The sequence below is a fragment of the Pseudoalteromonas sp. 20-92 genome, assembly GCF_030847595.1.
Lineage (GTDB): Bacteria > Pseudomonadota > Gammaproteobacteria > Enterobacterales > Alteromonadaceae > Pseudoalteromonas > Pseudoalteromonas fuliginea.
The window spans coordinates 57,926-83,512 of sequence record NZ_JANJGQ010000006.1 but is presented as its reverse complement, the minus strand read 5'-3'; the positions used below and the strand labels follow the sequence as shown (position 1 = coordinate 83,512).

At 39.5% G+C, this 25,587-nt stretch carries 26 protein-coding genes and 1 pseudogene; 19 read left to right on the top strand and 8 right to left on the bottom strand.

Going from position 1 to position 25,587, the window contains the following annotated elements:
• Window positions 1-142: 142 nt before the first annotated feature.
• Window positions 143-1,924 (bottom strand): ABC transporter ATP-binding protein/permease, encoded by a 1,782-nt coding sequence (locus NRL14_RS08095; protein ID WP_306724413.1) that lies wholly within the window; start codon window positions 1,922-1,924, stop codon window positions 143-145.
• A 101-nt stretch (window positions 1,925-2,025) separates the two neighbouring features.
• Between NRL14_RS08095 and NRL14_RS08090 the strand changes: the two genes are divergently transcribed.
• The 6 genes from NRL14_RS08090 (at window position 2,026) to NRL14_RS08065 (ending at window position 6,931) form a co-directional block, all read left to right on the top strand.
• Entirely contained in the window at window positions 2,026-2,487 is a 462-nt protein-coding gene (locus tag NRL14_RS08090) for a hypothetical protein (protein ID WP_008134047.1), read from the top strand.
• A 108-nt stretch (window positions 2,488-2,595) separates the two neighbouring features.
• Complete coding sequence (gene secD / locus NRL14_RS08085; protein ID WP_306724412.1) at window positions 2,596-4,434, top strand: protein translocase subunit SecD; 1,839 nt, start codon at window positions 2,596-2,598, stop codon at window positions 4,432-4,434.
• A complete protein-coding gene (gene secF, locus NRL14_RS08080; RefSeq protein ID WP_306724411.1) occupies window positions 4,427-5,380 on the top strand; it encodes a protein translocase subunit SecF in 954 nt (317 codons plus the stop codon). The genes secD and secF overlap by 8 nt, the downstream gene beginning before the upstream one ends.
• 182 nt (window positions 5,381-5,562) lie before the next feature.
• Complete coding sequence (locus NRL14_RS08075; RefSeq protein WP_306724410.1) at window positions 5,563-6,039, top strand: GreA/GreB family elongation factor; 477 nt, start codon at window positions 5,563-5,565, stop codon at window positions 6,037-6,039.
• A 323-nt stretch (window positions 6,040-6,362) separates the two neighbouring features.
• Window positions 6,363-6,620 carry a type II toxin-antitoxin system Phd/YefM family antitoxin gene (locus NRL14_RS08070; RefSeq protein ID WP_010555056.1) on the top strand — a complete coding sequence of 86 codons (258 nt, stop codon included), beginning with the start codon at window positions 6,363-6,365 and terminating at the stop codon, window positions 6,618-6,620.
• Window positions 6,608-6,931, top strand: coding sequence for a type II toxin-antitoxin system RelE/ParE family toxin (locus NRL14_RS08065; RefSeq protein ID WP_306724409.1), 324 nt, complete (start codon window positions 6,608-6,610; stop codon window positions 6,929-6,931). Before NRL14_RS08070 ends, NRL14_RS08065 begins: the two co-directional genes overlap by 13 nt.
• Window positions 6,932-6,946: 15 nt before the next feature.
• Here the strand turns inward: NRL14_RS08065 and NRL14_RS08060 are convergent.
• Window positions 6,947-7,245 (bottom strand): annotated as a pseudogene (locus tag NRL14_RS08060) (IS110 family transposase); the annotation flags it as partial.
• Between the two features lie 142 nt (window positions 7,246-7,387).
• Here NRL14_RS08060 and NRL14_RS08055 point away from each other — a divergent pair.
• Both NRL14_RS08055 and NRL14_RS08050 read left to right on the top strand, forming a co-directional pair.
• Window positions 7,388-7,855 (top strand): SLATT domain-containing protein, encoded by a 468-nt coding sequence (locus tag NRL14_RS08055; RefSeq protein WP_188085494.1) that lies wholly within the window; start codon window positions 7,388-7,390, stop codon window positions 7,853-7,855.
• A 146-nt stretch (window positions 7,856-8,001) separates the two neighbouring features.
• Entirely contained in the window at window positions 8,002-8,439 is a 438-nt protein-coding gene (locus NRL14_RS08050; RefSeq protein WP_096792987.1) for a hypothetical protein, read from the top strand.
• A gap of 99 nt (window positions 8,440-8,538) precedes the next feature.
• Here the strand turns inward: NRL14_RS08050 and NRL14_RS08045 are convergent, their stop codons facing one another.
• Window positions 8,539-8,877: a zinc ribbon domain-containing protein YjdM gene (locus tag NRL14_RS08045; RefSeq protein WP_306724408.1), complete on the bottom strand. Its 339-nt coding sequence runs from the start codon at window positions 8,875-8,877 to the stop codon at window positions 8,539-8,541.
• Between the two features lie 294 nt (window positions 8,878-9,171).
• Here NRL14_RS08045 and NRL14_RS08040 point away from each other — a divergent pair, with 294 nt between their 5' ends.
• The 3 genes from NRL14_RS08040 to NRL14_RS08030 are packed head-to-tail and all read left to right on the top strand — an operon-like array spanning window position 9,172 to window position 12,204.
• A complete protein-coding gene (locus NRL14_RS08040) occupies window positions 9,172-10,566 on the top strand; it encodes a RimK family protein (RefSeq protein WP_306724407.1) in 1,395 nt (464 codons plus the stop codon).
• Window positions 10,567-10,570: 4 nt separating this feature from the next.
• Window positions 10,571-11,683, top strand: a complete 1,113-nt coding sequence (locus tag NRL14_RS08035; protein WP_306724406.1) for a GNAT family N-acetyltransferase/peptidase C39 family protein — start codon at window positions 10,571-10,573, stop codon at window positions 11,681-11,683.
• An 8-nt stretch (window positions 11,684-11,691) separates the two neighbouring features.
• Window positions 11,692-12,204, top strand: coding sequence for an MgtC/SapB family protein (locus tag NRL14_RS08030; RefSeq protein ID WP_149605384.1), 513 nt, complete (start codon window positions 11,692-11,694; stop codon window positions 12,202-12,204).
• A 55-nt stretch (window positions 12,205-12,259) separates the two neighbouring features.
• On the opposite strand, the gene NRL14_RS08025 is transcribed toward NRL14_RS08030, so the two are convergent.
• The gene (locus NRL14_RS08025; protein ID WP_306724405.1) at window positions 12,260-13,270 is read right to left on the bottom strand and encodes a GlxA family transcriptional regulator; all 1,011 of its coding nucleotides are present in this window, start codon (window positions 13,268-13,270) and stop codon (window positions 12,260-12,262) included.
• Between the two features lie 126 nt (window positions 13,271-13,396).
• On the opposite strand from NRL14_RS08025, the gene NRL14_RS08020 reads away from it, so the two are divergent.
• Window positions 13,397-15,304 (top strand): beta-ketoacyl synthase, encoded by a 1,908-nt coding sequence (locus tag NRL14_RS08020; protein ID WP_306724404.1) that lies wholly within the window; start codon window positions 13,397-13,399, stop codon window positions 15,302-15,304.
• Window positions 15,305-15,484: 180 nt separating this feature from the next.
• Entirely contained in the window at window positions 15,485-16,510 is a 1,026-nt protein-coding gene (locus tag NRL14_RS08015; protein WP_306724403.1) for an energy transducer TonB, read from the top strand.
• Between the two features lie 62 nt (window positions 16,511-16,572).
• Here the strand turns inward: NRL14_RS08015 and NRL14_RS08010 are convergent, their stop codons facing one another.
• Both NRL14_RS08010 and NRL14_RS08005 read right to left on the bottom strand, forming a co-directional pair.
• A complete protein-coding gene (locus NRL14_RS08010; protein WP_306724402.1) occupies window positions 16,573-17,757 on the bottom strand; it encodes a DUF1624 domain-containing protein in 1,185 nt (394 codons plus the stop codon).
• A gap of 149 nt (window positions 17,758-17,906) precedes the next feature.
• A complete protein-coding gene (locus tag NRL14_RS08005) occupies window positions 17,907-18,323 on the bottom strand; it encodes an MgtC/SapB family protein (RefSeq protein WP_024590122.1) in 417 nt (138 codons plus the stop codon).
• 212 nt (window positions 18,324-18,535) lie between these two features.
• Here NRL14_RS08005 and NRL14_RS08000 point away from each other — a divergent pair, with 212 nt between their 5' ends.
• Together NRL14_RS08000 and NRL14_RS07995 are read left to right on the top strand one after the other, a co-directional pair.
• On the top strand, window positions 18,536-18,760 hold the full coding sequence (locus NRL14_RS08000; RefSeq protein ID WP_306724401.1) for a hypothetical protein: 225 nt from the start codon (window positions 18,536-18,538) through the stop codon (window positions 18,758-18,760).
• Window positions 18,761-18,835: 75 nt separating this feature from the next.
• Window positions 18,836-19,210, top strand: a complete 375-nt coding sequence (locus tag NRL14_RS07995) for a hypothetical protein (protein WP_008134020.1) — start codon at window positions 18,836-18,838, stop codon at window positions 19,208-19,210.
• Here NRL14_RS07995 and fghA read toward each other — a convergent pair.
• Together fghA and NRL14_RS07985 are read right to left on the bottom strand one after the other, a co-directional pair.
• Complete coding sequence (gene fghA / locus NRL14_RS07990; protein ID WP_306724400.1) at window positions 19,164-20,006, bottom strand: S-formylglutathione hydrolase; 843 nt, start codon at window positions 20,004-20,006, stop codon at window positions 19,164-19,166. The two genes, NRL14_RS07995 and fghA, sit on opposite strands and share 47 nt — an antisense overlap.
• A 66-nt stretch (window positions 20,007-20,072) precedes the next feature.
• Window positions 20,073-21,194, bottom strand: coding sequence for an S-(hydroxymethyl)glutathione dehydrogenase/class III alcohol dehydrogenase (locus NRL14_RS07985; protein ID WP_306724399.1), 1,122 nt, complete (start codon window positions 21,192-21,194; stop codon window positions 20,073-20,075).
• Between the two features lie 134 nt (window positions 21,195-21,328).
• Here NRL14_RS07985 and NRL14_RS07980 point away from each other — a divergent pair, with 134 nt between their 5' ends.
• From NRL14_RS07980 to NRL14_RS07965, 4 genes are all read left to right on the top strand, one after another.
• The gene (locus tag NRL14_RS07980) at window positions 21,329-22,201 is read left to right on the top strand and encodes a LysR family transcriptional regulator (RefSeq protein WP_306724398.1); all 873 of its coding nucleotides are present in this window, start codon (window positions 21,329-21,331) and stop codon (window positions 22,199-22,201) included.
• Window positions 22,202-22,348: 147 nt separating this feature from the next.
• The gene (locus NRL14_RS07975) at window positions 22,349-23,566 is read left to right on the top strand and encodes a lipoprotein-releasing ABC transporter permease subunit (RefSeq protein ID WP_306724397.1); all 1,218 of its coding nucleotides are present in this window, start codon (window positions 22,349-22,351) and stop codon (window positions 23,564-23,566) included.
• On the top strand, window positions 23,559-24,257 hold the full coding sequence (lolD, locus tag NRL14_RS07970) for a lipoprotein-releasing ABC transporter ATP-binding protein LolD (protein WP_007375330.1): 699 nt from the start codon (window positions 23,559-23,561) through the stop codon (window positions 24,255-24,257). The genes NRL14_RS07975 and lolD overlap by 8 nt, the downstream gene beginning before the upstream one ends.
• Complete coding sequence (locus NRL14_RS07965) at window positions 24,247-25,491, top strand: lipoprotein-releasing ABC transporter permease subunit (RefSeq protein ID WP_007375329.1); 1,245 nt, start codon at window positions 24,247-24,249, stop codon at window positions 25,489-25,491. The genes lolD and NRL14_RS07965 overlap by 11 nt, the downstream gene beginning before the upstream one ends.
• Window positions 25,492-25,587 lie beyond the last annotated feature (96 nt).

The following is a 25,587-nucleotide window of genomic DNA, read 5'->3' as shown; positions in this document are numbered from 1 at the left end:
GATATCATACATACAAACAAACCTTTTGAGGTGAATCACCACAGTGCTCGATAAAACTAATTTAGAAGAAAAGAGAAAGGCTAAATAAAAGTTTTATTTAGCTCTAATACCGGCAAGCATAAGAGCTAAAAGGGGTTACACATTATTTATTTTTATGTTGTAGTTCCCACATACGGGCATATTCTCCGGCGAGAGTAAGTAACTCATCGTGCCTACCTTGCTCTATAATTTCACCAGCTTTGAGTACAATAATGGTATCTGCATCGGTAATAGTAGAAAGGCGATGGGCAATAACAATACTCGTATGGTTACTAGCAACTTCACGCATTGCTGCGAGTATTGCTTGCTCAGAATGAGAGTCGAGTGCAGATGTTGCTTCGTCAAAAATTAAAATAGGGGACTTTTTCAAAATGGCGCGCGCAATGGCAATCCGCTGTTTTTCACCGCCTGATACTTTTAAACCACGCTCGCCAACCAGTGTTTTATCGCCTTTATCAAGTGTGCCTATAAAGTCTTTTAAGTGCGCCATTGCAATGGCTTCGTCAATTTCAGCATCGCTTGCTGATGGTCTGCCGTAAGCGATATTTTCACGAATAGTGGTGTTAAACAGCACCGTATCTTGTGGGACGATTGCAATGGCTTGTCGAAGGCTCTGAAGTGTTACGTTATTTATAGCTTGGTTATCAATACTAATTTCACCAGCGTTTGTATCATAAAAACGATAAAGCAGTCGCGCTAACGAACTTTTACCAGCACCACTGGCGCCAACGATGGCTACTTTACTGCCTGCTTTAACACTAAAGCTAAGATTATTAAGAATAGGGCGATGCACATCGTAACTAAAACTTACATTTTTAAATGCAATTTCACCATGTTGAATATTTAACACTTTAGCGGTTGATGAATCAGTAATAAGTGGTTTTTTATTAAGTAGCCCAAGCATGTTTTCAAGGTCGGTAAGGGCGCGTCTTATTTCGCGATATACAAAGCCTAAAAAATTGAGCGGTAAAAATAACTGAATCATATATGCGTTAATCATCACAAGCTCACCAATAGAAAGCTCACCGGTAACCACTTCGCTTGCACCAAGCCACATTAAAGCCGTAATAGCACAAGCAATAATAAGTGCTTGTCCTGAGTTGAGCGCAAGTAACGACATTCTATTTTTTAATCGAGCTTTTTCCCATTGTGCTAAAAAGGTGTCGTAAGTGCTTGCTTCAAATTCTTCATTATTAAAATATTTTACAGTTTCATAGTTAAGTAGGCTGTCTATAGCGCGGGTATTACTTTGGCTGTCGGCAGCGTTTGCTTCGCGAATAAAGCGGTTTCTCCACTGAGTAACCACCACAGTAAAGGTAATATAGATAGCGACTGCCAATAATGTAATAAGCGCAAACCAAACAGAAAACAACGTGCCAAAAATAATCGCAACGGTCAGTATTTCAAATAAAGTAGGTACAATGTTAAACATTAGAAAACGCATTAAAAAGCTTAACCCGCTAGTACCACGCTCTATATCGCGGCTAATGCCTCCGGTTTGCCTATCTAAATGAAAAGCCAGCTCAAGTGAATGCAAATGCTTAAATACCTTTAAACCAATATCACGCATGGCATGCTCGGTTACGCGAGAAAATACAGCATCTCTTACCTCACCTAAAAACACGCTAGCAAAACGCAGTGCACCGTACATCAGTAATAATAAAACGGGGATAACTAACAGTGGGTTAATTGACTTATCTACCGAGTCTATAATTTCTTTAAGTGCCCACGGCATCAACAAAGTGGCACCTTTTGCGCCTATAAGCGCCATAAGTGCAATAAAAACACGGCCTTTAAATTTTGTAAGGTAGGGCCACAGTGTTTTTACACTTTGGCGTAAATTCATGGCGTCGGGGCGTTTTTCTGTGCTTTGTCTGGGGCGCATTAGTGATCTCTGTTAAAACTAAATACTTAATTAATAAGCATTGTATTTTAAATGCTTGCCCTTATATACTACGCATCCCTTATTTTAGTTTTAAAACGTGAATGTTTAAATTTAGAGTGTTTTTAACTGCCTTTTTGCTACTTGCTGCACTTTTTAGTGTGCAGAGCAATGCTATGGGCGCCTCACAAAATTTAAATATTACTGTTAGTACGCAGGTTTCGCTTACTGATATTGGCGATTTAACTAAAATACAGCCTATTAGTAAGTCTGTAGATACTTCGCAACATAAAAAAACGCATCAAACCGATTTTGACGCGCACCAACCAAGGTTAACTGCCAATAATTCATCATTGTTTTTGCACACTGTTCAAAGTGAGCCAGAATACGATGTGGTTTTTGAATTTTTTGCTCAAAATCTTGTTAGGCATATATTCTTACGACCAAGAGCGATTAATCCTATACAGCCTTGGTATACGCTTGTAACTAATAGTAAAAAGTCGCGCTTGAGTGGCTGGAAAGACGTAAACTTACTCTACAGAGCTGTAACTACCTACCACGCTTAATTTTCCTTATTTAATTTTATTAGGTTTTAACTTTTAAAGTTTTAGCCTGCAGATTAATTGTGCTTTTAAAAAGTACGTTGCTAGCTTTGCTGGCAATAAGGATTAAACATGTTAAGTTTTAAAAAAGATAAAAAGCCGTCTACGGCTAAGTTTAAATTAAGCTATATCGCCATGCTAATAGTACTGGTTTTATTAGCTATCAGCGCATTACCAAATTTATACCCAAATAAATCGTGGTTGCACATCAGTACTGCTCCGCACAGCGAAACGCAATCTTTACCGAGTACTAAAACGCTAGTTACTTTTTTAAATAAACAAGGGCTAGAGGTTGAGCAGGGTTTAGATAAGCAATCGACTATTAATGTACTTTTAAACGCGCCAACTAAAAGCGCTCAGGCGCAAGCGGCTATAAAAGCGCAATATCCAAACACGCAAGTTAAAATTGTTGAGCATGCAACCAGCCCAACATGGTTACAAGATTTTGGTTTATCACCAATAAAGCTGGGCCTTGATTTAAATGGCGGTGTGCTATTTGTACTAGACGTAGATTTAGATAAAGCCGTTGATGAGCAGTTAGCCAGTGCGTATCAACAAGCTAAATCAATTATTATTAAGCAAAAAGCACATGGCGTAAAAGCGCAGCAAACTCAGCATGGGTTTGAAATAAACGCACTGCCTAATGCAACCGACAAGTTAACCCCTGTTATTGAAGAGCTAAAAAGCCGATTTGCTAATTTAGCCGTTGTAACAAGCAATAAGGGCAGCGTTAAAACTGCCAAATTTAGTTATTCAGAGCAAGGCCGCAGCAGCTTTGATAAAGAAGTAATGGGGCAAACACTTACAACCCTTCGTTCACGTATTGAAGAGTTAGGCATTACTGAAGCGGTAACACAGCAACAAGGTAAGCACCGCATTCGTATAGAGCTACCGGGTGTGCAAGATCCAACCGAAGCTAAGCGTATTATTGGTGCAACAGCATCGCTTGGTTTTTATCAATTAAAAGAAATAGGCGGACAAACATTTAATATGCAATCGGGCGGAACCATAAAGCTCGATCCTGTGCCAATTTTTACAGGCGATCATATTAATAATGCAAACATAGGCCGCGACGATTGGGGTAAACCACTTGTACAACTAAGCCTAGACGGCCAAGGTGGGGATGCAATGTCGGCATTTTCAAAAGCCAATATTGGTAAGCCAATGGCGACGGTTTACTCTGAGTACTCTCAAAATACTAAAGGTGAAGTAGTTAAAAAAAGCGAAGTTATTAATGTTGCCAATATTGCTCAGCATTTAAGTTCGCGTTTTAGTATTACCAATATGAAAAGCCAACAAGCGGCAGCCGATCTGGCATTATTACTACGTGCAGGCTCGCTTACCGCCCCTGTTACAATTGTGCACGAACAAACAATAGGGCCAAGCCTCGGCAGCGAAAATATTAGTAATGGCTTAGCCGCGCTTATGTTAGGCATGGGTATTACGCTTGCATTTATGGCGCTTTGGTATCGCCGTTTAGGCCTTATTGCAAACGTAGCACTTATATTAAATTTAACGTCGCTTGTGGGCTTAATGTCATTATTACCAGGGGTTGTGTTAACCCTGCCGGGTATCGCTGGCCTAGTATTAACCATAGGTATGGCGGTAGACACTAACGTAATAATATTTGAACGCATTAAAGAAGAACGTCGCCAAGGCCGTGCACCATATCAAGCTATTCAAGAGGGTTATAAACAAGCCGCAAATACAATATTTGATGCCAATATAACGACCATGATCACCGCACTTATTTTATACGGCATAGGCTATGGGCCCGTTAAAGGTTTTGCCATTACACTCGCACTGGGACTTTTAACATCTGTATTTACAGGTGTGTATGTATCAAAAATATTAAGCCAAACGTTGTATTTAAAAATGGGTAAAAAAGCAGGAGTAAAAGCACATGCTTAACACTTTTTTAAAAGGTGAAAAGGGTACACGCTTACGCTTTATGGGCATGCTTTTGAGTGCCATCTTAGTGCTGCTATCAGTATTTACGCTGACGCAAAAAGGTTTAAATTTTGGCCTAGATTTTACCGGCGGTTATTTAACTGAGTTTACAACCAGCCAAAGTGTAGCTCTAAAAGAGCTTCAATCATTTATTGCCAAAAATCACAGCGGTGAGTTTGAGCTAACCGCGCAAGGTAATAGTCATTTTCAATTAAGAGAAGCGCCAGGTGCATCAACAACATCAACAACATCAACAACAGCTAATAGCCTTGATTGGCAAAGCGCTGTTACACAAAACGATGATATAAACGCACAGGTGTTATCGTCAGCTTATATTGGCTCACAAGTGGGCGATGAGTTATTTGATCAAGGCTGTTTAGCCATGTTTGCTGCAATGATTGCGGTAATGATTTACCTTGCAGTGCGTTTTGAATGGCGCTTAGCGGTAGGGTCTGTAGTAGCGCTAATGCATGATTTAATACTCGTACTTGGGTTGTTTTCACTATTACAAATTGAGTTTAACCTAACCGTGCTGGCTAGCTTACTGGCTATTATTGGCTATTCACTTAACGACTCAATAATAGTGGGGGATAGAGTGCGTGAGCTTTTACGTGTTCAATCAAATAATGTACTTAGCCCAGCGACTATTATTAATAATGCGATTAAAAGCACACTAACGCGCACCTTAATAACGTCGGGTACCACACTTGCGACGGTTGCGAGCGTTTGGTTACTTGCAGGCGCACCACTGCAAGGCTTTGCTATAGCATTATTTACCGGCATTGTAGTGGGTACGTTCTCGTCTATTTGTATAGCGGCAACCTTGCCGGAACTATTGGGCTTAAGCGCTAAAAACTACGAAGTTAAAGTAGATGCCCACACGCAGACATTATTAGATATGCCATAAGGTTTTTAATAAAGCACAAGCAAAGAGCTGCACCAACCAACAGCTCTTTGTTAGTTTAATGCTAATTTAAGCCCCGCTAGTATTCCCACCAAACTTGCGGGGGTTTAAAACAATGGTTTTAAGCCTAGCAAAAATGTTAAACTAACTGCCTTATTTTTACTGCCAGTATTGTATTAATCCCCATGAATAAAACCCACGTTATCGAACATCTTCGTTTTGCGCTTGAAGCGCAGCTTACAACAGCAAAAGTAGCGGCAAAAACCGCGCACGACACCGCCACACATGAAGAAAACATAGCCGAAAACAAATACGATACCCTAGGGCTCGAAGCCGCTTATTTAGCACAAGGCCAAGCCCAGCGCGTAAACGATTGCTATAAAAGCATAGAATTGTTTGAGCCTGCCTTTAACGAAAAGCCTACCGACAAAATAGCTATCGGTTCGCTGGTGTGTTTAGAAGATAATAACGCAGCCCAAAAATGGTTTTATTTAGGCCCCGCAGCTGGTGGTTTAACGGTAAATGTTAAAGAGCACGCAATAGCTGTAGTAACACCCGGCGCACCAATGGGTAAGCAGTTATTAAATAAACAGATTGATGATGAAATTACGTTAACAATAGCAGGTAAAGCCCACGAATATGTGGTGGTAAAGATTTTATAAAGCTTTGGTTTTTTAAGAGAACACCATCTGAAAAAGCTATGCCAACGTAATAATCGCTTATTTATATTCATAAATTAATTGTCGGATGGCATAGCTTCGCCATTTATCCAACCTACAGCTATGTTTTTATAGCGTAACGTGGTGTGTATTTCAATTTCTACAAAGGCATATAATGAGAAGTACCTAATAGTTTAAAAATGAGCAGGGTTGACGTTAGGTGCTCCCTTTTTAATTGATTTTAGTGGTTATACAGCCTCGTTAGTTGTATTTCCCAAGTTGGCTACTCGGTGCTACTATAGTGATACATTTGTTTGGGGATTATTATGAGAGTAGAACTAGTAACAACATTGAAGCGTCAAGCAACGAAGATATTATCTGAACTTCATTCCTCTAAAGAACCTGTGTTGATAACTGAACATGGACAACCATCTGCATACTTAGTAGATGTTGATGATTATGAATTTATGCAAAAGCGTATGCAAATTCTTGAGTCTCTTGCAAAAGGAGAGCAGGCAATAAGTCGTGGTGAAACCATGTCGAATGTTGAAGCTAAAGATAAAATGAATAAATGGCTGAAATAATTTGGACTAATCCAGCTTTGGATGATCTTAACGATATCGCTGAATATATCTCATTAAGCAATTTGCAGTCAGCGAAAAAATTGGTTTCCAAAATATTTGAAAAAGTTGAACGTCTCGAACTCTTTCCTGAATCAGGTAAAAAACCAATTGAGTTAGCTAACCTAAATTATCTTGAACTGGTCGTGAATCCTTGTCGTATATTTTACAAAAAAGATAACGATAAAGTATATATTTTGCACGTAATGAGACAAGAACGAGACTTACGAAAATTTTTGTTGCTAACGCAATATACAGCTAACAACACGCCCTGAGGTGGACAGCAAGCGCTAAAGCTCACTTTCCACCTCAAATTTTAACAGCGGTGAACCCTTACTTTTCAATGCAGTTAAGTAAGTTGATTCATCGTAGGGCGTATGTGTTTTCCAGCGCCTAAATAGGATTTGCATCCACTTAAATGCCAATGATCTAATGATGGTATTATGGGTTTTCCTTTGGCTTCTTGCTGGCGATAATATGCTTTAGCCCAAAATGAATAACGCACAGATAATCCTGCCCATTCCACAAATGTTTGCCTTAAAAATTTAGTGCACGAATATCGCCAGTGTATCCATTCTTTCTTGCCACTGTACCACTACACTTTTTATATCCTGTGTAAAAGTACAGTAATAGATTGAACAAAAATAGGAACTCAGATATGGTTTGTTTATCAATAAAAACAAATAAAAACGAGTTACTCTACAGGTTCGTTAGGTGCAAAGGAGATAACTGTGAATCATCGAAAGGTTGCATTAGAATGGAGTAATCGTGTGGCTGCAGTAGCACATGGCCATTATCTCGCTGCATCTAGATACTCTCGACTCCATTTTTGGCTTGGCTTACCAACAGTTTTACTCGCAACAATTGTTGGAACAACGGTTTTTGCTACACTCCAGCAAAAGCCAGAAATTTGGTTGCAAATCACAGTAGGCTTAATGAGCATTACCGCAGCCGTACTATCTGCACTACAGTCATTTCTAAATTATTCAGATAAAACTGAAAAGCATAGAACTGCAGGCGCACGTTATAATGCAATCGGGCGTGAGTTGGAGCAACTTTTAGCACAAGAAGATAACTGGGCCTTACTTGATACTATTCGAGAAAAGATAGACCAACTTTCCCAAGAAAGCCCTCACATTCCAAATACTGTACGAAGCTCTATAGCGGATATAAGTGAAGGTGCTCTTTGGACAGAGTAGTTTAAAATACACCTAACTAGAAAATAAAGCGTGACTGCTAACAGTTTACTCGGTTCCACTTCGTTTCATATTTTGGCAAGCTATTGACCGATTAATGCTTTGTTAGATTTCTACGTAAGCTCAGTCTATTCAGCTCTGGAGAATAAATGAACAAAGGATTTGCGGGTATATTTGAAACGGATTCTGTACTAAAGACTGTCGTTTTATGTGTGTTAACTATAGGCTCACATTTAATATATAAGCTTTACCGATTTACGAGCCAGATCAATCTTCATACCGAACTTAAAATACCTAACTTATTTATTACAACTACCATTGTTTTATTTATTATTTCTTTAGGTAGTTTAATTTATGGTTTAGCTAATTATCATGACCTTGCTATTCTAAAAAGCTCAATTGGTATTCATGCTATATCTAGTGCTTTCGATGTAACTTGGATTGTCATGGTTCGTAATCGTATTAACTTAATAGCGGACTCTAATAGAGGTGACAAACTTTGGTTAAATCCTTTTATTACGTCAATTTTCCATGTTATTTATATACAACATAAAATCAACCAAGGCTTGGCTAAAAACGCAATATAATAAGCAAGTAAATAGGGGCAATATTGTTATTTTGCTTTAGTGAACACTTCCTCATTCCTTTGAGGAGGTTAGGTGAATTAGTTTTGTTAAACACTTAACTCAATTAGTCTTTTTCACAAACTTAGCAGTTACCATCATTTCGCCAATGCCTTCTACTTTAGAATCAAGCTCGTGATCTTTTTTATCAAGCACTCTTCTAACTACCGCTTTGGTGCCAATTTTAATTACTTGCGAGCTGCCTTTAATTTTTAAATCTTTGGCTACGGTCACTTTATCGCCATCATTAAGTAAAGTGCCGTTGGCATCTTTTACTAAAATTGCGTGTTCATCGCTTGTATTATTAGGGTTCCACTCATGGGCGCACTCGGGGCAAACAAGCAGTTGTTGGTCCTCGTAAACATATTCACATTGGCATTTTGGGCAAGCAGGCAGCGACATTTATAACACTCGTAAAATATTAATTTTGCGTATTTTAATCTGCATTTATAGTTAATCAATATTTTTCATCTTCACGCTAAAAATATCTCGTTTGTGCGTTTTTAAAAAAGGGCATATAAAGCACATGTCGCTTAAGCAATTTAAGCGCTAACTCGTACAGTAGGTACCTGTTAAAGCACCCATCATATTAAGTGATTCGCGCAATGCCCACTTAGTACGATGGGTGTTTCTATTTATAATGCTTAGTATTTTACTAAGCATGCTTTTTATATTTTGACTTAACTAGGAAAAGTCGTGTTTAAAACCTTAATTGTGGTTGATAACAACGAGCAAACGCTTGCTCAATCGTTCGAAAATGTAATTACGTTTAATACCTACTTACGTGATTACCCAAAACATAACGAACCAAAAACACGCATTATTAATCTATGCGACTCAAGCCAATACTTGAGCAAAGGTTACTATTGCTCATTACTTGCAGAGGCGCGCAAGCACCAAGTTTTACCCAGTGTAAAAACCATTAATGCTCTTCGTAGTGGCCAAGCTCCTATGTTAAATGTGGGTCAAATAGACGGCACACTTTACTTTGGTAATGCCCAAAACGATTTACAATCAAAAGCGGCAAAGTCGGTATTTAAACAATACCCAGCGCCTATTTTATTTGTTGATGAACAAGGATTATTGCAACAAGGCTCGATGTCGTCTTTAAGCGAGCAGCAGTACAGTGAATTTGTATCCAAGCTAGATAACTTTACTAAAACGCAGTGGCGTATTAGTTCGGTGCAACGTCGTTTTAGATGGGATATGGCAATACTTGTTGATCATAACGAAAAAGTACCACCGAGTGATAAAGATGCCATTGCACGCTTTATTAAAGCAGCGGCTAAACACGGTATTTATGCACAAGCATTAAGCTTTGACGAAATTGACAATATTGCCCAGTTTGATGCGTTATTTATTCGCCAAACTACAGCGATTGACCATCCAACGTATCGCCTTGCGAGCAAAGCGCAAAGCCTGGGTTTAGTGGTTATTGATGATGCTGAGTCTATTTTACGTTGTTGTAATAAAGTGTATTTACACGATGCATTTAATTATCAAAAAGTGCCAAGTTTAAAAACGGTTGTAGTGGCTGATCAAGCAAATGAAACGCTTGAGCAATTAGAAGAAGCGTTTACGTATCCGCTTGTTTTAAAAATGCCTGAAGGGTCTTTTTCAAAAGGTGTGTTTAAAGTTTCAAACCGTGATGAGCTTGCCGCTAAGCTTACAGAGCTGTTTGAGTTTAGCGCATTAGTGCTTGCACAAGAGTACATGTATACCGAATACGATTGGCGAGTGGGTGTGTTAAATGGCCGTGCAATTTATGCATGCCGCTATTTAATGGCGCGTAACCATTGGCAAATTTATAACCACGACGCGAAACGTTTTTTCTCTGGTGGCTTTGAAACTCTGCCAACCTTTGAGTTACCAAAAGCGATATTAGATGCAGCATTAAAAGCCTGTAAAACAGTAGGTAGGGGTTTATATGGCGTAGATGTTAAAGAGCATCAAGGCAAAGCATATGTACTTGAAGTAAACGACAACCCAAGTATTGATCACAAGGTAGAAGACGGCTATTTAGGCGATGAGCTATACATGATCATTATGGATGAGTTTAAACAACGCTTAGAAGCACGAGGCCGTGGGTAATAACATGAGCAACCTTGTTATTCGAAAGGCGCTTAGCAGTGATTTAAATGCACTGATTGACGTTGAAAATGCTTGCTTTAATAACGATAAATTAAGTCCCCGTAGTCTAAAACGCTGGCTTAGTGCAAAACACGGTATTTTACTCGTTGCCCAAAATGGCGAGCAAGTATGTGGATATGGATTAGTGTGGTGCCATAAAGGGACGCGTTTAGCGCGTTTATATTCGCTTGCTGTAAAACCCACAATGCAAGGTAAGGGGATTGCAAAAGCACTACTTACTAGCCTTGAAAAAGAAACGTGTGAGCGGGCTCGTATTTACCTTCGTTTAGAGGTGGCTGTAAATAACGAAGGTGCGATAGGGCTTTATAAAAGCTTGGGTTACAGAGTGTTTGGTCAATACAGCGATTATTACGATGACCACAGTGATGCCCTACGAATGCAAAAAAACATTCGACAAACAAGTGAGTTAAAAGTGGCACGTTTAACGCCGTGGTATCAGCAAACTACCGAGTTTACTTGTGGGCCTGCTGCGCTATTAATGGCAATGGGTGCACTTGAGCCAACAACTGAGCAAACTCAATCACATGAGCTGGCACTTTGGCGTGAAGGTACCACCATTTTTATGACATCGGGTCATGGTGGTTGCCATCCGTTTGGTTTGGCGCTTGCCGCTAATAAGCGTGGTTTTAAAAGCGAAGTAATGGTTAATACCACAGAGCCTTTGTTTTTAGATGGCGTACGCAACGAAAACAAAAAAGTGGTGCTTGCCACAGTGCATCAGCAATTTGTAGATGGTATTGCACAGGCAAATATACCGCTTACGTATAAAGATGTAGAGCTTGAGCATATTGAGCTGTGGTTAAGTAAAGGCTTTAGTGTGCTGTTATTAATTAGTACATACAGTTTTGATGGTAAAAAATCACCACATTGGGTGTGTGTTACGCACCTTGATGAGCACTGCGTGTATGTTCACGATCCATTTTGTGAGCCTGGTAACGATAAACAGCTCGCAATAGATTGCCAATATGTACCTATTGCGCGAAGTGATTTTAGTAAAATGTCAGCGTTTGGTAGCCAACGTTTAAGAACGGCGGTGGCTATAGCTAATAAAATATAAGGTTAACAGTGACTTTTTTAGATTTAATTGATGTAGCCCCGTATTCGTGGGCAGCTATTGGTACTGCGGCTTTTTGTGGTGCTATTATTGGTATAGAGCGCCAGTTGCGTGGTAAACCTGTAGGGATTCGTACATCAGCGTTAATAACTTTGGGTACGTATTTGTTTTTATCCACTGCGTTTAATTTACAGGGGGATGTAATAGATCATTCTCGTGTGGTTGGGCAAATAATTACAGGTATTGGCTTTTTAGGGGCAGGCGTTATGCTCGCAAAAGATGGTGCGGTAGTTGGCGTTACATCAGCTGCAACCATCTGGGTGCTTGCATCAATAGGCGTTATGATAGCGACCGAAAACCTTGGCGCTGCAATAAAACTCTCGGTGCTGGTGGTCGGTATTTTATACGGTGTAGACGTACTCGAAGCTAAATTTAAAAGCTTAAGCAAAGGCGTACACACTAAAGTAAAAAATTATCAAAAACGTTACTATCGAAAAGAATTTGATGAATCAGAACGCCACTAAAAGTGGCGTTTTTTTAGTGCTATTGAAATTAGTCCTATTCGAACAAGCACTATAATTAGCCAAATAACTTTCTCCTAACTACTTTTCTGTAACCACTGGGTGTTTGGCTTAATACTTTTTTAAACACGCGGGTTAAATGCCCTTGGTCGTTATATCCTACTTCTAAAGCCACTTCTTGAATTGATAAATTTGATGATGCTAATAACTCTTTTGCGCCTTCTACACGTAATTGCTGCCAATACTCAATAGGGCTTTGATTAGTAGCGGCTCTAAAACGGCGGGTAAAAGTACGATAGCTTAAGCTAAATTGGGCAGCGACTTCTTGCAAGTTTAGCTCGGTGGCTAAATTAGTTTTTAGCCAAAATTGAATTTGCGCAATTAGCTCATCGGGGTGGCGATCTACTGCACCTTCTAAGTAGCGTTGATCTTCATAGGGTTTGCGTATTTCGTGCGAAAAATTACGCTCTACATGCTGCGCGGCGGCTTTTGTGTAGTACTGGCTAATAATATGCACGATCACATCGGCAAGCGCATTAAGGCTTGCTACGGTATACATTCGCTCTGACTGGGTTATAAAAAAGTCGGGCTTTAGGTGCACCTGCGGGTAGTCATGGCTAAATTGTTTGGCGTAATGCCAATGGGTGGTAGCAGGGTGGCCATCAAGTAAGCCTGCCTCAGCTAATAAACAGTTGCCAGTACCTACACCAATTACATGGCTGCCTGCGCTAAAGCTCTCGCTTAGCCAATCAACTACCTCTTGATTTGTACGTACCACAGGGCGCGGATTTCGCCAAATACCAGGCACTATAATTAAATCGCTGTAGGGCGCATTAGTTGTTATGCAATCAGGATTTATAGCAAGGCCTGCGCGGGTGGGTATAAATTCAGCACTTTTAGCCACTAAATTTATAGCAAGTGGCCTAAAGCTTTGCTTATCAAGATGCCCTTTAGCAAAGGCCTCGCCGGCTCTTAGCATTTCTATAGGTAACGTTAAACTAGTCACTAGTAAATGCGGATATACCGCTATAGCAATGTTTAGTGGTGGATTAGTGTGTTTATCAGTCATATAAATGCTCCGACCAGTACATTTTGGCCTTTTGTGCTGAATATTTGGCTATTAAAGCACAATGTATGGTGCATAATCCATTTAAACTGCCTCTTCTCCTTATAACACGTTTCTAAAAGGTAAATTATGACAGCATTACCCGTTATAGTAGGCATGGGTGGCATTAACGCCGCTGGCCGTACTTCTTTTCATCAAGGTTATCGCCGTATCGTGTTAGATAGTTTAAATGCTCAAGATCGCAGTGAAACATTTTTAGGCCTCGCCACACTGATGAATCTAGTAAGCGTTGTAAACGGCCAATTACAAGATACACAAGGTAATAATGTTGAGCAAAGCGACATAGAAGCACGCTTTGGTGAGCAAATTATTGCTGGTACACTTATTCGTAAAATTGAAAAAGAACACTTTGATGCCGATGCCACACCGTGGCAGCAAAAAATGACACTGACCGCATCAAGCGATAACGCAATTGTGTTTGAAACGCGTGCTCGCGACTTACCTACACCGGTTCCTGCTAGCTGGCAAGTTGAAGAGCTTGAAGGCAAAAAAGTAAAAGTAACTATTGCCGCAGATATAGATGTTAAGCACGACTCAACACGTGATAACCCGATTAAATCAGCAGGGCAATTTCCGACTGGGTTTGATCCATCAGTTATGTATAACAGCCGCTATCAGCCTCGTGGTTTGCAAGCCACTATTTTTGCAGCTACCGATGCTATTAAATCAACAGGGCTTGATTGGCAGCATATTATGAATAGCGTAGAGCCAGATAAAATTGGTACCTATTCAGCATCGGTAATTGGCCAAATGGACGACAAAGGCCTAGGTGGTTTAGTAAAGGCGCGCCAACAAGGCGACCGTGTTAGCACTAAGCAGTTAGCACTGGGCTTAAATACAATGTCGACCGATTTTATAAACGCCTATGTTACGGGCAATGTAGGTACTACGTTTTCGACCTCGGGCGCATGTGCAACGTTTTTATATAATTTACGTGCAGCGGTTAATGACATACAAGCAGGGCGTACACGCGTTGCGGTTGTCGCAAGTGTTGAGTGTGCTATTACACCAGAAGTTGTAGAAGGCTTTGGTAACATGAGCGCACTTGCAAACATTGAAGGGCTGCGTCGTTTAGATAACTTATCAAATGATGAAGAACCAGATTACCGTAATAGCAGCCGCCCATTTGGCGATAACTGTGGCTTTACATTAGGTGAGGGCGCGCAAGTTGCTATTTTAATGGATGATGCTTTAGCCCTTGAGTTGGGCGCTGATATTATGGGCAGCGTACCGGATGTGTTTGTAAATGCAGATGGTGTTAAGAAGTCGATTACATCACCAGGACCTGGTAACTATATTACAATGGCAAAATCAGCTGCACTTGCTAGCAGCTTATTAGGTAAAGAAGCACTGCAAGAACGTAGCTTTATTTTAGCTCATGGTTCTAGTACACCGCAAAACCGTGTAACAGAGTCTTTGATTTATCATAAAGTAGCGCAAACGTTTGCTATTGATAACTGGAAAGTAACAGCGCCAAAAGCGTATGTTGGCCATACTATTGCACCTGCAAGTGGTGACCAGTTAGCGATTGCGTTAGGCATATTTAGTCATAATATTATGCCGGGTATTACCACAATTGATAAAGTTGCTGATGATGTTTATAGCGACCATCTTGATATTCGTAATAGCCATCACGAGTGCGCTGATATGGATATTGCTTTTATAAATTCAAAAGGCTTTGGCGGAAACAATGCAACAGCGACTGTACTTTCACCAAAAGTAACAATGCAAATGCTTGCTAAGCGCCATGGCGATGATGTTATGACTAGTTACACACAGGAAAATAGTGTGGTTAGCGCTTCGCAGAAAACGTATCAAACGCAAGCAGATTTAGGCCAGTACGAGCTTATTTATCGCTTTGGCGACGGACTTATTGACGACAACGACATTGTAATAGACGAGCAAAGTATTCAGTTACCAGGCTTTGAAAAAGCAATTACGTTTAGCACAACAAACTCCTATCAAGATATGTTTTAAGCACACATACTTGTTAGCAAGGCGCTTTTTAAGCGCCTTTTTTAATGCCATAAATATATTTAGCTATTAAGTTTTGTCTGAGTGAAGCTCATTAAATGAACTGATTTTTGTATTTACACTTGCTTTTATGTGGATCGTTTGTTTCTATTATATAAACACTATCTAGGATGGATAAAATCGATGAAAAAACTCGTATTAGCGCTTTCTTTAACTTCTGCTTTTACTCAATTCCCTGCGTTTGCTGACGACTTTGTCCCTGCAGAAGTGATTAATAAAAATTACGATCAGCTTACTAATACCTCACCGCGTGCGTCTCGATTAGAAGGAATTAATTTAAGTAGTTATCTAGTTGATGAAAACGGCCAAGTGAGCGATATCGAAATTGTAGCTACAGCTGGTCAAAAAAAGTATCAAAGAGAAGTAATGGACTACGTGTCTAAGCTCAACTACAAAAGTGCAAAACTAAATGGCGAGACTATACCTGTAGCAAAAACTATTACTGTAAGTTCGCAAAATTTACATGTTGGATTTTCAAATGATAAAGCGTCTCGCGGCTTTTTTAATGATTATGAACAAGTTAGTAAATTAATTGATGAAAAGAAATACGATGAAGCTAAAAGCCGTATTAATGAGTTAGAAAATGAACATACGAAAAATACGGTTGAGATTGTTTTGCTTGCATGGCTTAAAAGCCAGCACAGTTATTTTGTACAAGACTGGAAGAGCTTTGATCAGCACATCAACGAAGCATTTTTATTTCGAGGTAACCTACCAGATCAAATTCAAAAGCGTGTGATAAAAAATGCATTACAATGGTTTATATCAAAACAAGATTATGTACGTGCCTATGACGCAATAGATGCGTTAGGCAATATTGAATCCATCACTTTTACACAGCAAAATAAGGAACAGTTATTAGCTCAAGTTAATGACATTTATAAACGTTCTGGCGATATAAAACAACAAATAGAGTTTTTGCCTAAGCAGGCGGTATTACCTTTATTGTCAAAAAGTGAAGTAGCGCTTGAAGCGCAAATGCCGCTTACTAAAGTCCAGTTACGCTGCGAAAACAAAGTAGTAAATTACGATACAAGCACTATTGATAAAATTGTGATTTCACAAAACGATGTGCGTTGTGGGTTATTAATTAAAAGCGCTCAAGCACAAACCGTTACGCTAAAACAAAGTGGTGATAGCTTTTTATAAGTTTTAGGTATTGGCTAATTACATCAAACCCCGCAAATATTATGCGGGGTTTGTGTTTTTATTTATATATATTTAGCAATTAAGCTATGTTTGTGGTTTCGCTTCCAAACAATGTATCGCTTAGCGAGTAGGGTTGTTAGCCCTATTACAACGGCAATAAATAAAAGTGTTGCCGTGTAACTCATGCCATAACCTTCAGGCAAACCAACGAGAGTATCTGCGTAGGTCATATCGCTAAAATTAAAGCCAAGAATAGGTATAAGTAACCAAGCAATAGCATGTAATAAATACAAATGCACAAGGTATGAAAACATACTTGTTTTACCCAGTACTTGTAAAAAGTTATGCGAAAAATCGGTTTTTAAACCACTTAATGCCTTTAAAGAAATAAGTCCAAGGCCAACTGTAAGTAACATAAACTGCAGCGAAAGCGGATACTTTGTTGGGTTTAGAAATGACATAACAGTGAGCAATGAGCTTGTATGTATAGCAAATTGTGATGTATCACCGTATATGTTAAATCCACGTAAAACGCCATAAAGCGCAAGGCAAGTAACCCCTAATAACAATGCGTGATTCATCACTTTTTTACTGTATTGTTGCGCTTTGTAATAAACACCAGCGCAATATGCCAATGCCATTAAGCCAACAATGGGGGCAACAGGGTAGGTTGTTCTAATTTGAAAATCAAAAGGGAGATCAAGTACATTTTTTTGATGTGCGATAGACCAAGCAGTATGTGCAAATGTATTAGGCTCAAAGCTTGTGCCATCAAATAAATTATGCCCAAACACGAGTAATAAGCCTGCTACAAAAATGGCATAAATGCCAAGGAAACGCAGCAGTCCTAAAATCACAAAGCCCCAGCCGATAGCCCAAATAACTTGTGCGTATAGCATTGGATATAATGGGTTAAAGCTCCAAGACCACGAAACAATAGTAAATTCAAACAAAATTAGGACTAAACCACGAATAATCAAGCTCTGTGAAAATGCTTTAGTGGATACATATTTATGCTCTGTTATAGCCGCAGATAGACCTGCTAAGAATACGAAGAGTGGTGCGCAAAAGTGAGAAACAAAACGCGTAAAAAAGGTAACGGGATCAGTCCCTGGAATGGTCATCGGATCAGTAACTGAGTAATTAAGGCAATAATACATACCATGGTCAATAACCATAAATAAAATTATAATGCCTCGTAATATATCAATATGATGTAAGCGGTTATCGGTTGAAGGTAGCGACATAAGAGAGCTATATAGAGTGATTTAAAACTGTATTTATTATATGTTATATAGTATCAAATTAAAACCGTGTATTTATATTTTGCCAGTGATTATACACACGCAATGCGACCAATATTTGCTCGCATTACTTGTAATAATACAGCTAATTATCACTTAAACTTTTTTACATACCTTAGCGTTATAAAATTAATAATGGCAAGTAAAATGGCTATTTCGTAACGGCTGTAGGCTACGGCTATACCAATTAAGCCCATATTCCAAATACTTGCAGCGGTTGCTGTGCCGGAGGTTGATTTGTTATTTTTCAAAATAGCCCCACCGCCTATAAAACCAATTCCGGTAATAATACCCTGTAACATTTTAGATTGAGCTTCTGCGCCATCTAAAACCGACATAGCGATTAATGCATACCCACACGATGCAACAGCAACAAGAGGAAAGGTACGAAGACCTGCGCCATCATTACTTCGCTCTCTGTCGTAAGCCATGGGTAGTGCAAGTAGGTATGCAATACCTAAGTGTATTAAGTTATCGATGATTTCATTCCACTGTAAATCAATTTCCATTATTGAGCCTATGCGGGTTAATTTTGTTAATAATAAGCAAACAGCGGACCATTTCATAAATAACTAATAATCAATGACTTATTTTAGGAAGCTGAGTTTAATAAAAATTATTGAGGAAACTTTTACATGCCTTTATTACTATTTTACGCAATAGTTAATTTGATCTGAGTTTTAAAGCCCCGTATTCTTTTATCATACTAAAAGACACCTATGTGAACCTTTTGCCTTTAAATAAAACATTAATCACAACAACTAACCTTGAAAAAACAGCGTTACTATTTTGCGCTGGGTTATCTGTTTTTGCTTTTTTATTCCCTGAATTTCTCACAGAACACTTACAACCTACCATTAATAAAATTTTAGGTTATTTAGGATCACCATTTTTTATATTGCAGCTGGTGGGTGTTACAAGAAAGTTTATAAATGATTTTAGGTAGTAATACTTACATTTTTTTACAGAGTTACAATAAAAAACGTATACAATTTAGGTAATATTTTGTTTAGGATGAATGATGAAAACAATTATTGTACTTTTGTTTTTTTATTGCCTTTCTGGCTGTACAGTTGCGGGCGCTATTATTGATGGGCAAGCACAATCTCAGGCGCGTAATGATAAAAATAGTATTAGCCCAGCGCAGTCAACACCTTATAAAAACCCACTAGAGCCAGTACCTACAGATAAAAACGGATTTAACTTTACTGATATGGGATTAAAGATAGATTCGGCTCTTGTTAGCCTAGTTAAAGGGGAAAGCACTACTACGCAAGTATGTAGGCAGGTCACTAAAAGTCTAAAAGAGTGTGTAGAGGTAGAAAAGTCATCTCTACACACTAATGAGTCTAAGCAGTTAAAAACTGATGATGAAATAATAAGTGTTGGTCAATAAAGCTGCTTATAAAAAAGTAACTATGATCATAGCCTGCTTGCATTTCAAGTGTAAGCGGGTAGCCTTTTTTATTTGCAATAGCGACTAAGTTTTCTGGCTTAAGTTGCTCTTGTAAAAAACCATCGGCATCACCTTGACTCACTAACATAGGTAAGTAATTAGCTTGCTCTGCGTTTTTCATCAGCTCGCAGCTGTCGTATTGCTTCCAAAGCGCTTTATCATTTCCTAAATAACCAGTAAATGCTTTTACACCCCAAGGGCATTCAATCGGATTTACAATAGGGCTAAAAGCCGAGGCACTTACAAACGCAGTCGGGTTTTTAAGTGCGACCATTAATGCACCGTGCCCGCCCATAGAGTGACCGCTAATTGCTTTTGTGCTTGTTATTGGAAAATGTTGTTCAATCAATGCTGGTAATTCACTAACAACATAATCGTACATATTAAAATGGGTGTTGTAAGGAGCTTGCGTGGCATTTACGTAAAAGCCTGCGCCTTGTGCAAAGTCGTAACTGTCTTCATTGGGTACGTTTTCGCCACGCGGGCTGGTGTCAGGCGCTACAATAGCAATGCCTAGCTCTGCTGCTTTTTTAAATGCACCGGCTTTTTGCATAAAATTTTCGTCGGTACAGGTTAATCCCGATAACCAATAAAGTACCGGTACTTTATTTGCTTCACTTGCGCCAGGTGGTAAAAATACGGCAAAGCGCATAGTGCAATGTGTACTTTGCGAGCTGTGAGTATATTGCTTATGCCAACCGCCAGACACTTTTACACTTGAGATATTTTCTAACATACTTAATCCTTAAAAGCCGTAAACTTAAAAGTATTACGGCTTATTATTTAACGTGCTTAGCTGTTATCAGTAATGAATGACTGTACGAATACTTTTGCCTTCGTGCATTAAATCAAACGCTTCGTTAATTTCTTCAAGGCTCATTGTGTGAGTAATAAAGTCGCTAAGAGCAAATTCACCCGCCATGTAACGCTCAACAATTTCAGGGAGTTGTGAACGGCCTTTAACGCCACCAAATGCACTACCACGCCATACACGCCCAGTTACCAGCTGAAACGGACGGGTTGATATTTCTTGGCCTGCACCTGCTACACCAATAATTACCGACTCACCCCAACCTTTGTGGCAACACTCAAGCGCTGAGCGCATTACGTCAACATTACCGATACATTCAAACGAGTAGTCAACGCCGCCGTCTGTCATCTCAACAATAACTTCTTGAATTGGCTTGTCGAAATCTTTTGGGTTAATTAAATCAGTAGCACCTAGTTTTGTAGCTAAATCGAATTTAGTGGTGTTTATATCAACACCAATAATACGACCTGCACCAGCCATTTTTGCGCCAATAATCGCAGATAAACCAATACCGCCTAAGCCGAATATAGCAACAGTGTCGCCAGGCTTTACTTTAGCTGTGTTGGTAACTGCGCCCATGCCCGTTGTTACACCACAGCCTAGTAAGCAAATCTCTTCTAGTGATGCTTCTTTATTTACTTTAGCGAGTGAAATTTCTGGCAATACAGTGTACTCAGAGAACGTTGATGTACCCATGTAGTGATAAATTGGTTGGCCATCTTTAAAAAAGCGTGTAGTGCCGTCTGGCATTAGGCCTTTACCTTGTGTTTCGCGCACGGCTGAACACAGATTAGTTTTACCTGAAGTACACATTTTACATACGCCACATTCTGCAGTGTATAAAGGAATAACATGATCCCCCACTTCAACACTCGTTACGCCTTCGCCAACTGCATAGACAACACCAGCACCTTCGTGACCTAAAATAGCAGGAAATATGCCTTCAGGATCTTGGCCCGATAATGTAAATGCATCGGTATGACACACACCTGTAGCGGTAATTTTTACCATTACTTCGCCTTGTTTAGGCATCATTACATCAACTTCTTCAACGCTAAGTGGTTGATTAGGACCCCAAGCAATAGCTGCTTTTGATTTAATAAATTCAGACATGTGTTTTATTTCCTTTAACTGGCTATTAAAAAATAATTGTAGACCCAATTTGCTTGGGTGATGTGCTTATTGTATTTGTTTCTCAAATAATGATAATCTCAGTTTTATTAAAACACTTTTACAGTATGGTAATAATGGCGCGTTGGAATGGAATAGATGAGTTTATAGCTGTAGGGGAGGAGGGCAGCTTTACTGCGGCTGCAAAAACGCTTGGGCTTTCGGTTGCGCATATTAGCCGCCATGTTACGGCGCTTGAGCAACGTTTAAATACCCAGCTTTTAACTCGTACAACCCGTAAAGTGGTTTTAACTAAAGAAGGTGAAGTGTATTTACATCAAATAAAGCACTTACAACATGCTATGGATGAAGCAACTCAAGGTCTTGCCACGCACCAAACTACACCAAAGGGTAAAATTAAGCTCACAGCACCAGTTATGTACGGAGAGAGCTTTATTATGCCTATAGTGCATAATTTTATGAAGGATCATCCCGAGGTAGAAGTTGTTGCCACATTAAGTAACGAGCAAGAAAATTTGTTAGAGGGTGGATTTGATTTAGCCATAAGGTTAGGGCATTTAAAAGATTCGAGCTTAAAAGCGCGTAGGTTAAGTGCGCGGCGTTTTATTATGTGCGCGGCACCACAGTATTTAACGCGATTTGGTGAGCCGCATACTTTAGGCGAGCTAAACAGCCATGAATGCTTAATTGGGAATAGTAGCTACTGGCGCGTAAACGAAAATGGGCGCGATAAACACATTAAAATAGCGGGGCGGCTACAGTGTAATAGTGGTTGGGCGCTGGTGGATGGCGCAAAAAAGGGGCTCGGTATTGTACAGCTCCCAGACTACTACATTGAAAACGAAATTAACTCAGGGCAATTGGTGCCTATTTTAACACCCTATCAACCACAGCAAGAAGGGGTATGGGGTGTATATCCACCAAGGCAGTTTGTGGCGACTAATGTACGGGTATTGCTCGATTATTTAGTTAAAGGGCTGAAAGCTTAACCGCGAATTAATGGTTAAGCATGTATTGCTGTAAATATAGCCAAGTATCAGATTTTTAAATTATTTCTTACATTTTACGCCATACCCAAAGGCACTTTTTTCGTGCTACTATTGCTCAATACTTTTACGATAAGTGTTAAAAATAATATGTTTCAACCGGTTAGCTTATTTATAGGGCTTAGATATAGTCGCTCCTCTAAAGGAAATGCGTTTATATCGTTTATTTCGTTTTTTTCTATTGCCGGTATCGCTATTGGTTTAATGGCATTATTTACGGTAAGCAGTGTAATGAACGGGTTTGAAAATAGCCTAAAAACCAATATGCTTGGACTTATTCCGCATGTTGAAGTTAGCGCAGGTAAACACACTGCCACTCAAATGGGCACCCTTAAAACCGACCTCGAACAATCTCCTTATGTTGATCATGTAAGCTTGTATCGCCACGGCGAAGCTATTTTGCAAACGAATAAAGACTTGCACGGCGTTTTGCTGCAAGGCCTTTATAACGATAGCGGTTCTTTGTATAAAATTACCGATAAAATAGTGCAAGGCGATTGGAAAACTGTATTAAACAAAAATTACAACATTGCTATAAGCCGTTATTTGAGTCGTAAATTAGGCGTTAGCGTGGGTGATAAGCTTCGCGTTATTATGCCTAATGCTTCAACGTATACACCTCTTGGGCGAGTACCCAGCCAGCGTTTATTTAAAGTTGCCGCAATATACGAAACCGGATCTGAGATAGATATGGCACTTGCGTTTACGAGTGGCGCTTCGCTACAACGGGTATTAAAGCTGGATAAAAACACTGCCCCAAATTTAAGTGTTTCATTGCACGAACCTTTCGAACTAGATGAATTTATTGAAGCAAGCCAACGTATTTTACAAGATCATAATTATAGTGATTGGCGCAGCACCCAAGGTACTCTATTTGCAGCCGTGGCTATGGAAAAACGCATTATGTCTATGTTGCTTGCCCTCATTGTATTGGTGGCTGTATTTAATATTGTATCGGCATTAACCATGATGGTAAGCGAAAAACAAGGTGAAGTAGCCATACTACAAACGTTAGGTTTAACACCTTCGCAAGTGCAAAAAGTGTTTATGGTGCAAGGCTTATATAACGGCGTAATTGGTACTGCAATAGGCGCATTTTTAGGTGTAATATTTAGTTTATATATAAATGAGCTACTTGCATTAGTGGGCTTAAACTTATTGGCGGGTATAGAGCTTCCGGTAAAATTTGATATTTTGAGTTTAGTAATAATAGTGTTTGCCAGTATTGCTATGAGCTTTTTAGCTACCTTATATCCTGCGCGTAAAGCCGCAAAAGTAAAACCAGCAGAGGTATTACGTTATGAATGATTTAGTAATTAGTTGTGAAAATTTAAGTAAGGTTTATCAAGATGGCAGCAACCAAGTTGAAGTATTAAAAGGTGTTGATTTAGCGCTGCAGCAAGGTGAAATGCTCGCTATTGTAGGGAGTTCTGGCTCTGGTAAAAGTACGCTTTTACACATACTTGGCACATTAGATACCGCAAGCTCAGGTAGCGCTAAAATTAAAAACCAAGAAGTTGCAAAACTTTCGCGAACAGAGCAAGCCGCATTTAGAAACCAAAATTTGGGCTTTATCTATCAATTTCATCACTTATTAATGGAGTTTAGCGCAGTCGAAAACGTGGCTATGCCATTACTAATTAAAGGCTTGAGTGCAAAAGAAGCCAAAGCTCAAGCGCTCGATATGCTCGAAAAAGTAGGCCTTGCACATCGCAGCTCGCATAAACCGTCTGCGCTTTCTGGTGGAGAGCGCCAACGCGTGGCTATTGCCCGCGCACTGGTTACTAAACCTGCGCTTGTGCTTGCTGATGAACCAACCGGTAATTTAGATAAACAAAATGCGATTAAAATTTACGATTTAATAAATGAGCTTAACCAAAGCTTAAACACCAGTTTTGTGGTAGTTACACACGATTTAGAACTTGCCGATAAGCTAGGCAAAATAGCTTATTTAGACGATGGAAAATTAGCTATTAAAGAGTCGCAGCATGTTGCTTAGTGCATTTTTAAGTAAACGTTTTAGAGCCTATTCAGGCCACAAAGATGAAAAAAACGGCTTTGTTAGTTTTATCGCTAAAGCGTCGACTATTGGTATTTTATTAGGTGTCGCGGTTTTAATTGTGGCGCTGTCGGTAATTAATGGTTTTGAGCAACAACTAGTACATAGATTGCTAAGCGTTGTGCCGCAGGTGGAATATGTAGCACCAAGTAGACCCATTGCAAATTGGCCGCAAAAAGTTGAGGATTTACAAACACAACCGCATGTAACAGGGGCTGCGCCATTTATTGCAGTGAATGGGATGGCGCAATATAAAAGCCAGCTAAAAGCGATAGAAATTCGAGGTGTTGAGCCATCGCTCGAGAGTAATGTATCGGCGGTAAACCAGTTTACCAGTGGTAAATTGGTCAGCCAGTTAGGCTTTGACGATGTAATTTTAGGTAAGCAAATAGTAAAACAGTTAGATGCAAAAGTAGGCGACAACATTACGTTACTTATTCCGCAAATAGGCCAAAAAGGTCAGTCATTATTAGCGCCTAAACGCGTAACACTTAACCTTGCAGGTGTTATAGAAATGGGAGGCCCCATTGATAGTACCGCTGCGTTTATACATCTTAATAAAGCGCAGCAAACATTGGGTTACGATGAAACTCAAGTAACAGGGCTGCGGTTAAGTGTTGATGATGTGTTTTCGGCGCACCAAATAGCGCTAAAAGTGGGCCAAACTATTGACGACTATGTGTATGTTTCTAGTTGGTTTAGAACCCAAGGCAGCCTTTATCAAGATATTCAAATGGTACGTACTATTGTTTATATTGTGGTGTTTTTAATTATAGCGGTAGCCAGTTTTAATATTGTATCGTCCTTAGTGATGGAAGTACGCGAAAAACAAGGCAATATCGCGATTTTAAAAACCATGGGCGCGAAAGACAGTACTATTTTAGCCACCTTTGTAATGCAAGGCTTAATGCAAGCATTTGTAGGCGTGGCACTAGGAACACTAATTGGTGTGGTATTAGCGCTTAATATAAGTGAGCTTTTTACGTGGATAAGCCAATTATTTGGAGCCAATCCACTTGAGGGCGTTTATTTTATAGAGTTTTTACCAAGTAAATTAGTACTCGAAGACATTGGTATTACAGTGATTGTTACGTTTGTGCTTGCGATACTTGCCACTATTTATCCTGCATGGCAAGCAACGCGCGTAGATCCTGCCAAGGTGCTTGGTAACTAGGTATAAGAAGCTCAGATAAAAATTAATAGGGTGGTATTAGTAAACCTGTTAAACTAGGCGCTTATTTAAAATTAAGCAATAACTGCTTGGTTGCTA

Excerpts from the sequence above, each read along its gene's own strand:
- NRL14_RS08075 (WP_306724410.1), top strand. The coding sequence starts at position 5,563 with ATGAATAAAACCCACGTTATCGAACATCTTCGTTTTGCGCTTGAAGCG.
- NRL14_RS08095 (WP_306724413.1), bottom strand. The coding sequence starts at position 1,924 with ATGCGCCCCAGACAAAGCACAGAAAAACGCCCCGACGCCATGAATTTA.
- NRL14_RS08020 (WP_306724404.1), top strand. The coding sequence starts at position 13,397 with ATGACAGCATTACCCGTTATAGTAGGCATGGGTGGCATTAACGCCGCT.
- NRL14_RS07985 (WP_306724399.1), bottom strand. The coding sequence starts at position 21,194 with ATGTCTGAATTTATTAAATCAAAAGCAGCTATTGCTTGGGGTCCTAAT.
- secD (WP_306724412.1), top strand. The coding sequence starts at position 2,596 with ATGTTAAGTTTTAAAAAAGATAAAAAGCCGTCTACGGCTAAGTTTAAA.
- NRL14_RS07980 (WP_306724398.1), top strand. The coding sequence starts at position 21,329 with ATGGCGCGTTGGAATGGAATAGATGAGTTTATAGCTGTAGGGGAGGAG.
- NRL14_RS08050 (WP_096792987.1), top strand. The coding sequence starts at position 8,002 with ATGAACAAAGGATTTGCGGGTATATTTGAAACGGATTCTGTACTAAAG.
- NRL14_RS08035 (WP_306724406.1), top strand. The coding sequence starts at position 10,571 with ATGAGCAACCTTGTTATTCGAAAGGCGCTTAGCAGTGATTTAAATGCA.
- NRL14_RS08005 (WP_024590122.1), bottom strand. The coding sequence starts at position 18,323 with ATGGAAATTGATTTACAGTGGAATGAAATCATCGATAACTTAATACAC.
- NRL14_RS08015 (WP_306724403.1), top strand. The coding sequence starts at position 15,485 with ATGAAAAAACTCGTATTAGCGCTTTCTTTAACTTCTGCTTTTACTCAA.
- NRL14_RS08065 (WP_306724409.1), top strand. The coding sequence starts at position 6,608 with ATGGCTGAAATAATTTGGACTAATCCAGCTTTGGATGATCTTAACGAT.
- NRL14_RS08045 (WP_306724408.1), bottom strand. The coding sequence starts at position 8,877 with ATGTCGCTGCCTGCTTGCCCAAAATGCCAATGTGAATATGTTTACGAG.
- lolD (WP_007375330.1), top strand. The coding sequence starts at position 23,559 with ATGAATGATTTAGTAATTAGTTGTGAAAATTTAAGTAAGGTTTATCAA.
- fghA (WP_306724400.1), bottom strand. The coding sequence starts at position 20,006 with ATGTTAGAAAATATCTCAAGTGTAAAAGTGTCTGGCGGTTGGCATAAG.
- NRL14_RS07975 (WP_306724397.1), top strand. The coding sequence starts at position 22,349 with ATGTTTCAACCGGTTAGCTTATTTATAGGGCTTAGATATAGTCGCTCC.
- NRL14_RS07965 (WP_007375329.1), top strand. The coding sequence starts at position 24,247 with ATGTTGCTTAGTGCATTTTTAAGTAAACGTTTTAGAGCCTATTCAGGC.
- NRL14_RS08090 (WP_008134047.1), top strand. The coding sequence starts at position 2,026 with ATGTTTAAATTTAGAGTGTTTTTAACTGCCTTTTTGCTACTTGCTGCA.
- NRL14_RS08025 (WP_306724405.1), bottom strand. The coding sequence starts at position 13,270 with ATGACTGATAAACACACTAATCCACCACTAAACATTGCTATAGCGGTA.
- NRL14_RS07995 (WP_008134020.1), top strand. The coding sequence starts at position 18,836 with ATGAAAACAATTATTGTACTTTTGTTTTTTTATTGCCTTTCTGGCTGT.
- secF (WP_306724411.1), top strand. The coding sequence starts at position 4,427 with ATGCTTAACACTTTTTTAAAAGGTGAAAAGGGTACACGCTTACGCTTT.
- NRL14_RS08010 (WP_306724402.1), bottom strand. The coding sequence starts at position 17,757 with ATGTCGCTACCTTCAACCGATAACCGCTTACATCATATTGATATATTA.
- NRL14_RS08070 (WP_010555056.1), top strand. The coding sequence starts at position 6,363 with ATGAGAGTAGAACTAGTAACAACATTGAAGCGTCAAGCAACGAAGATA.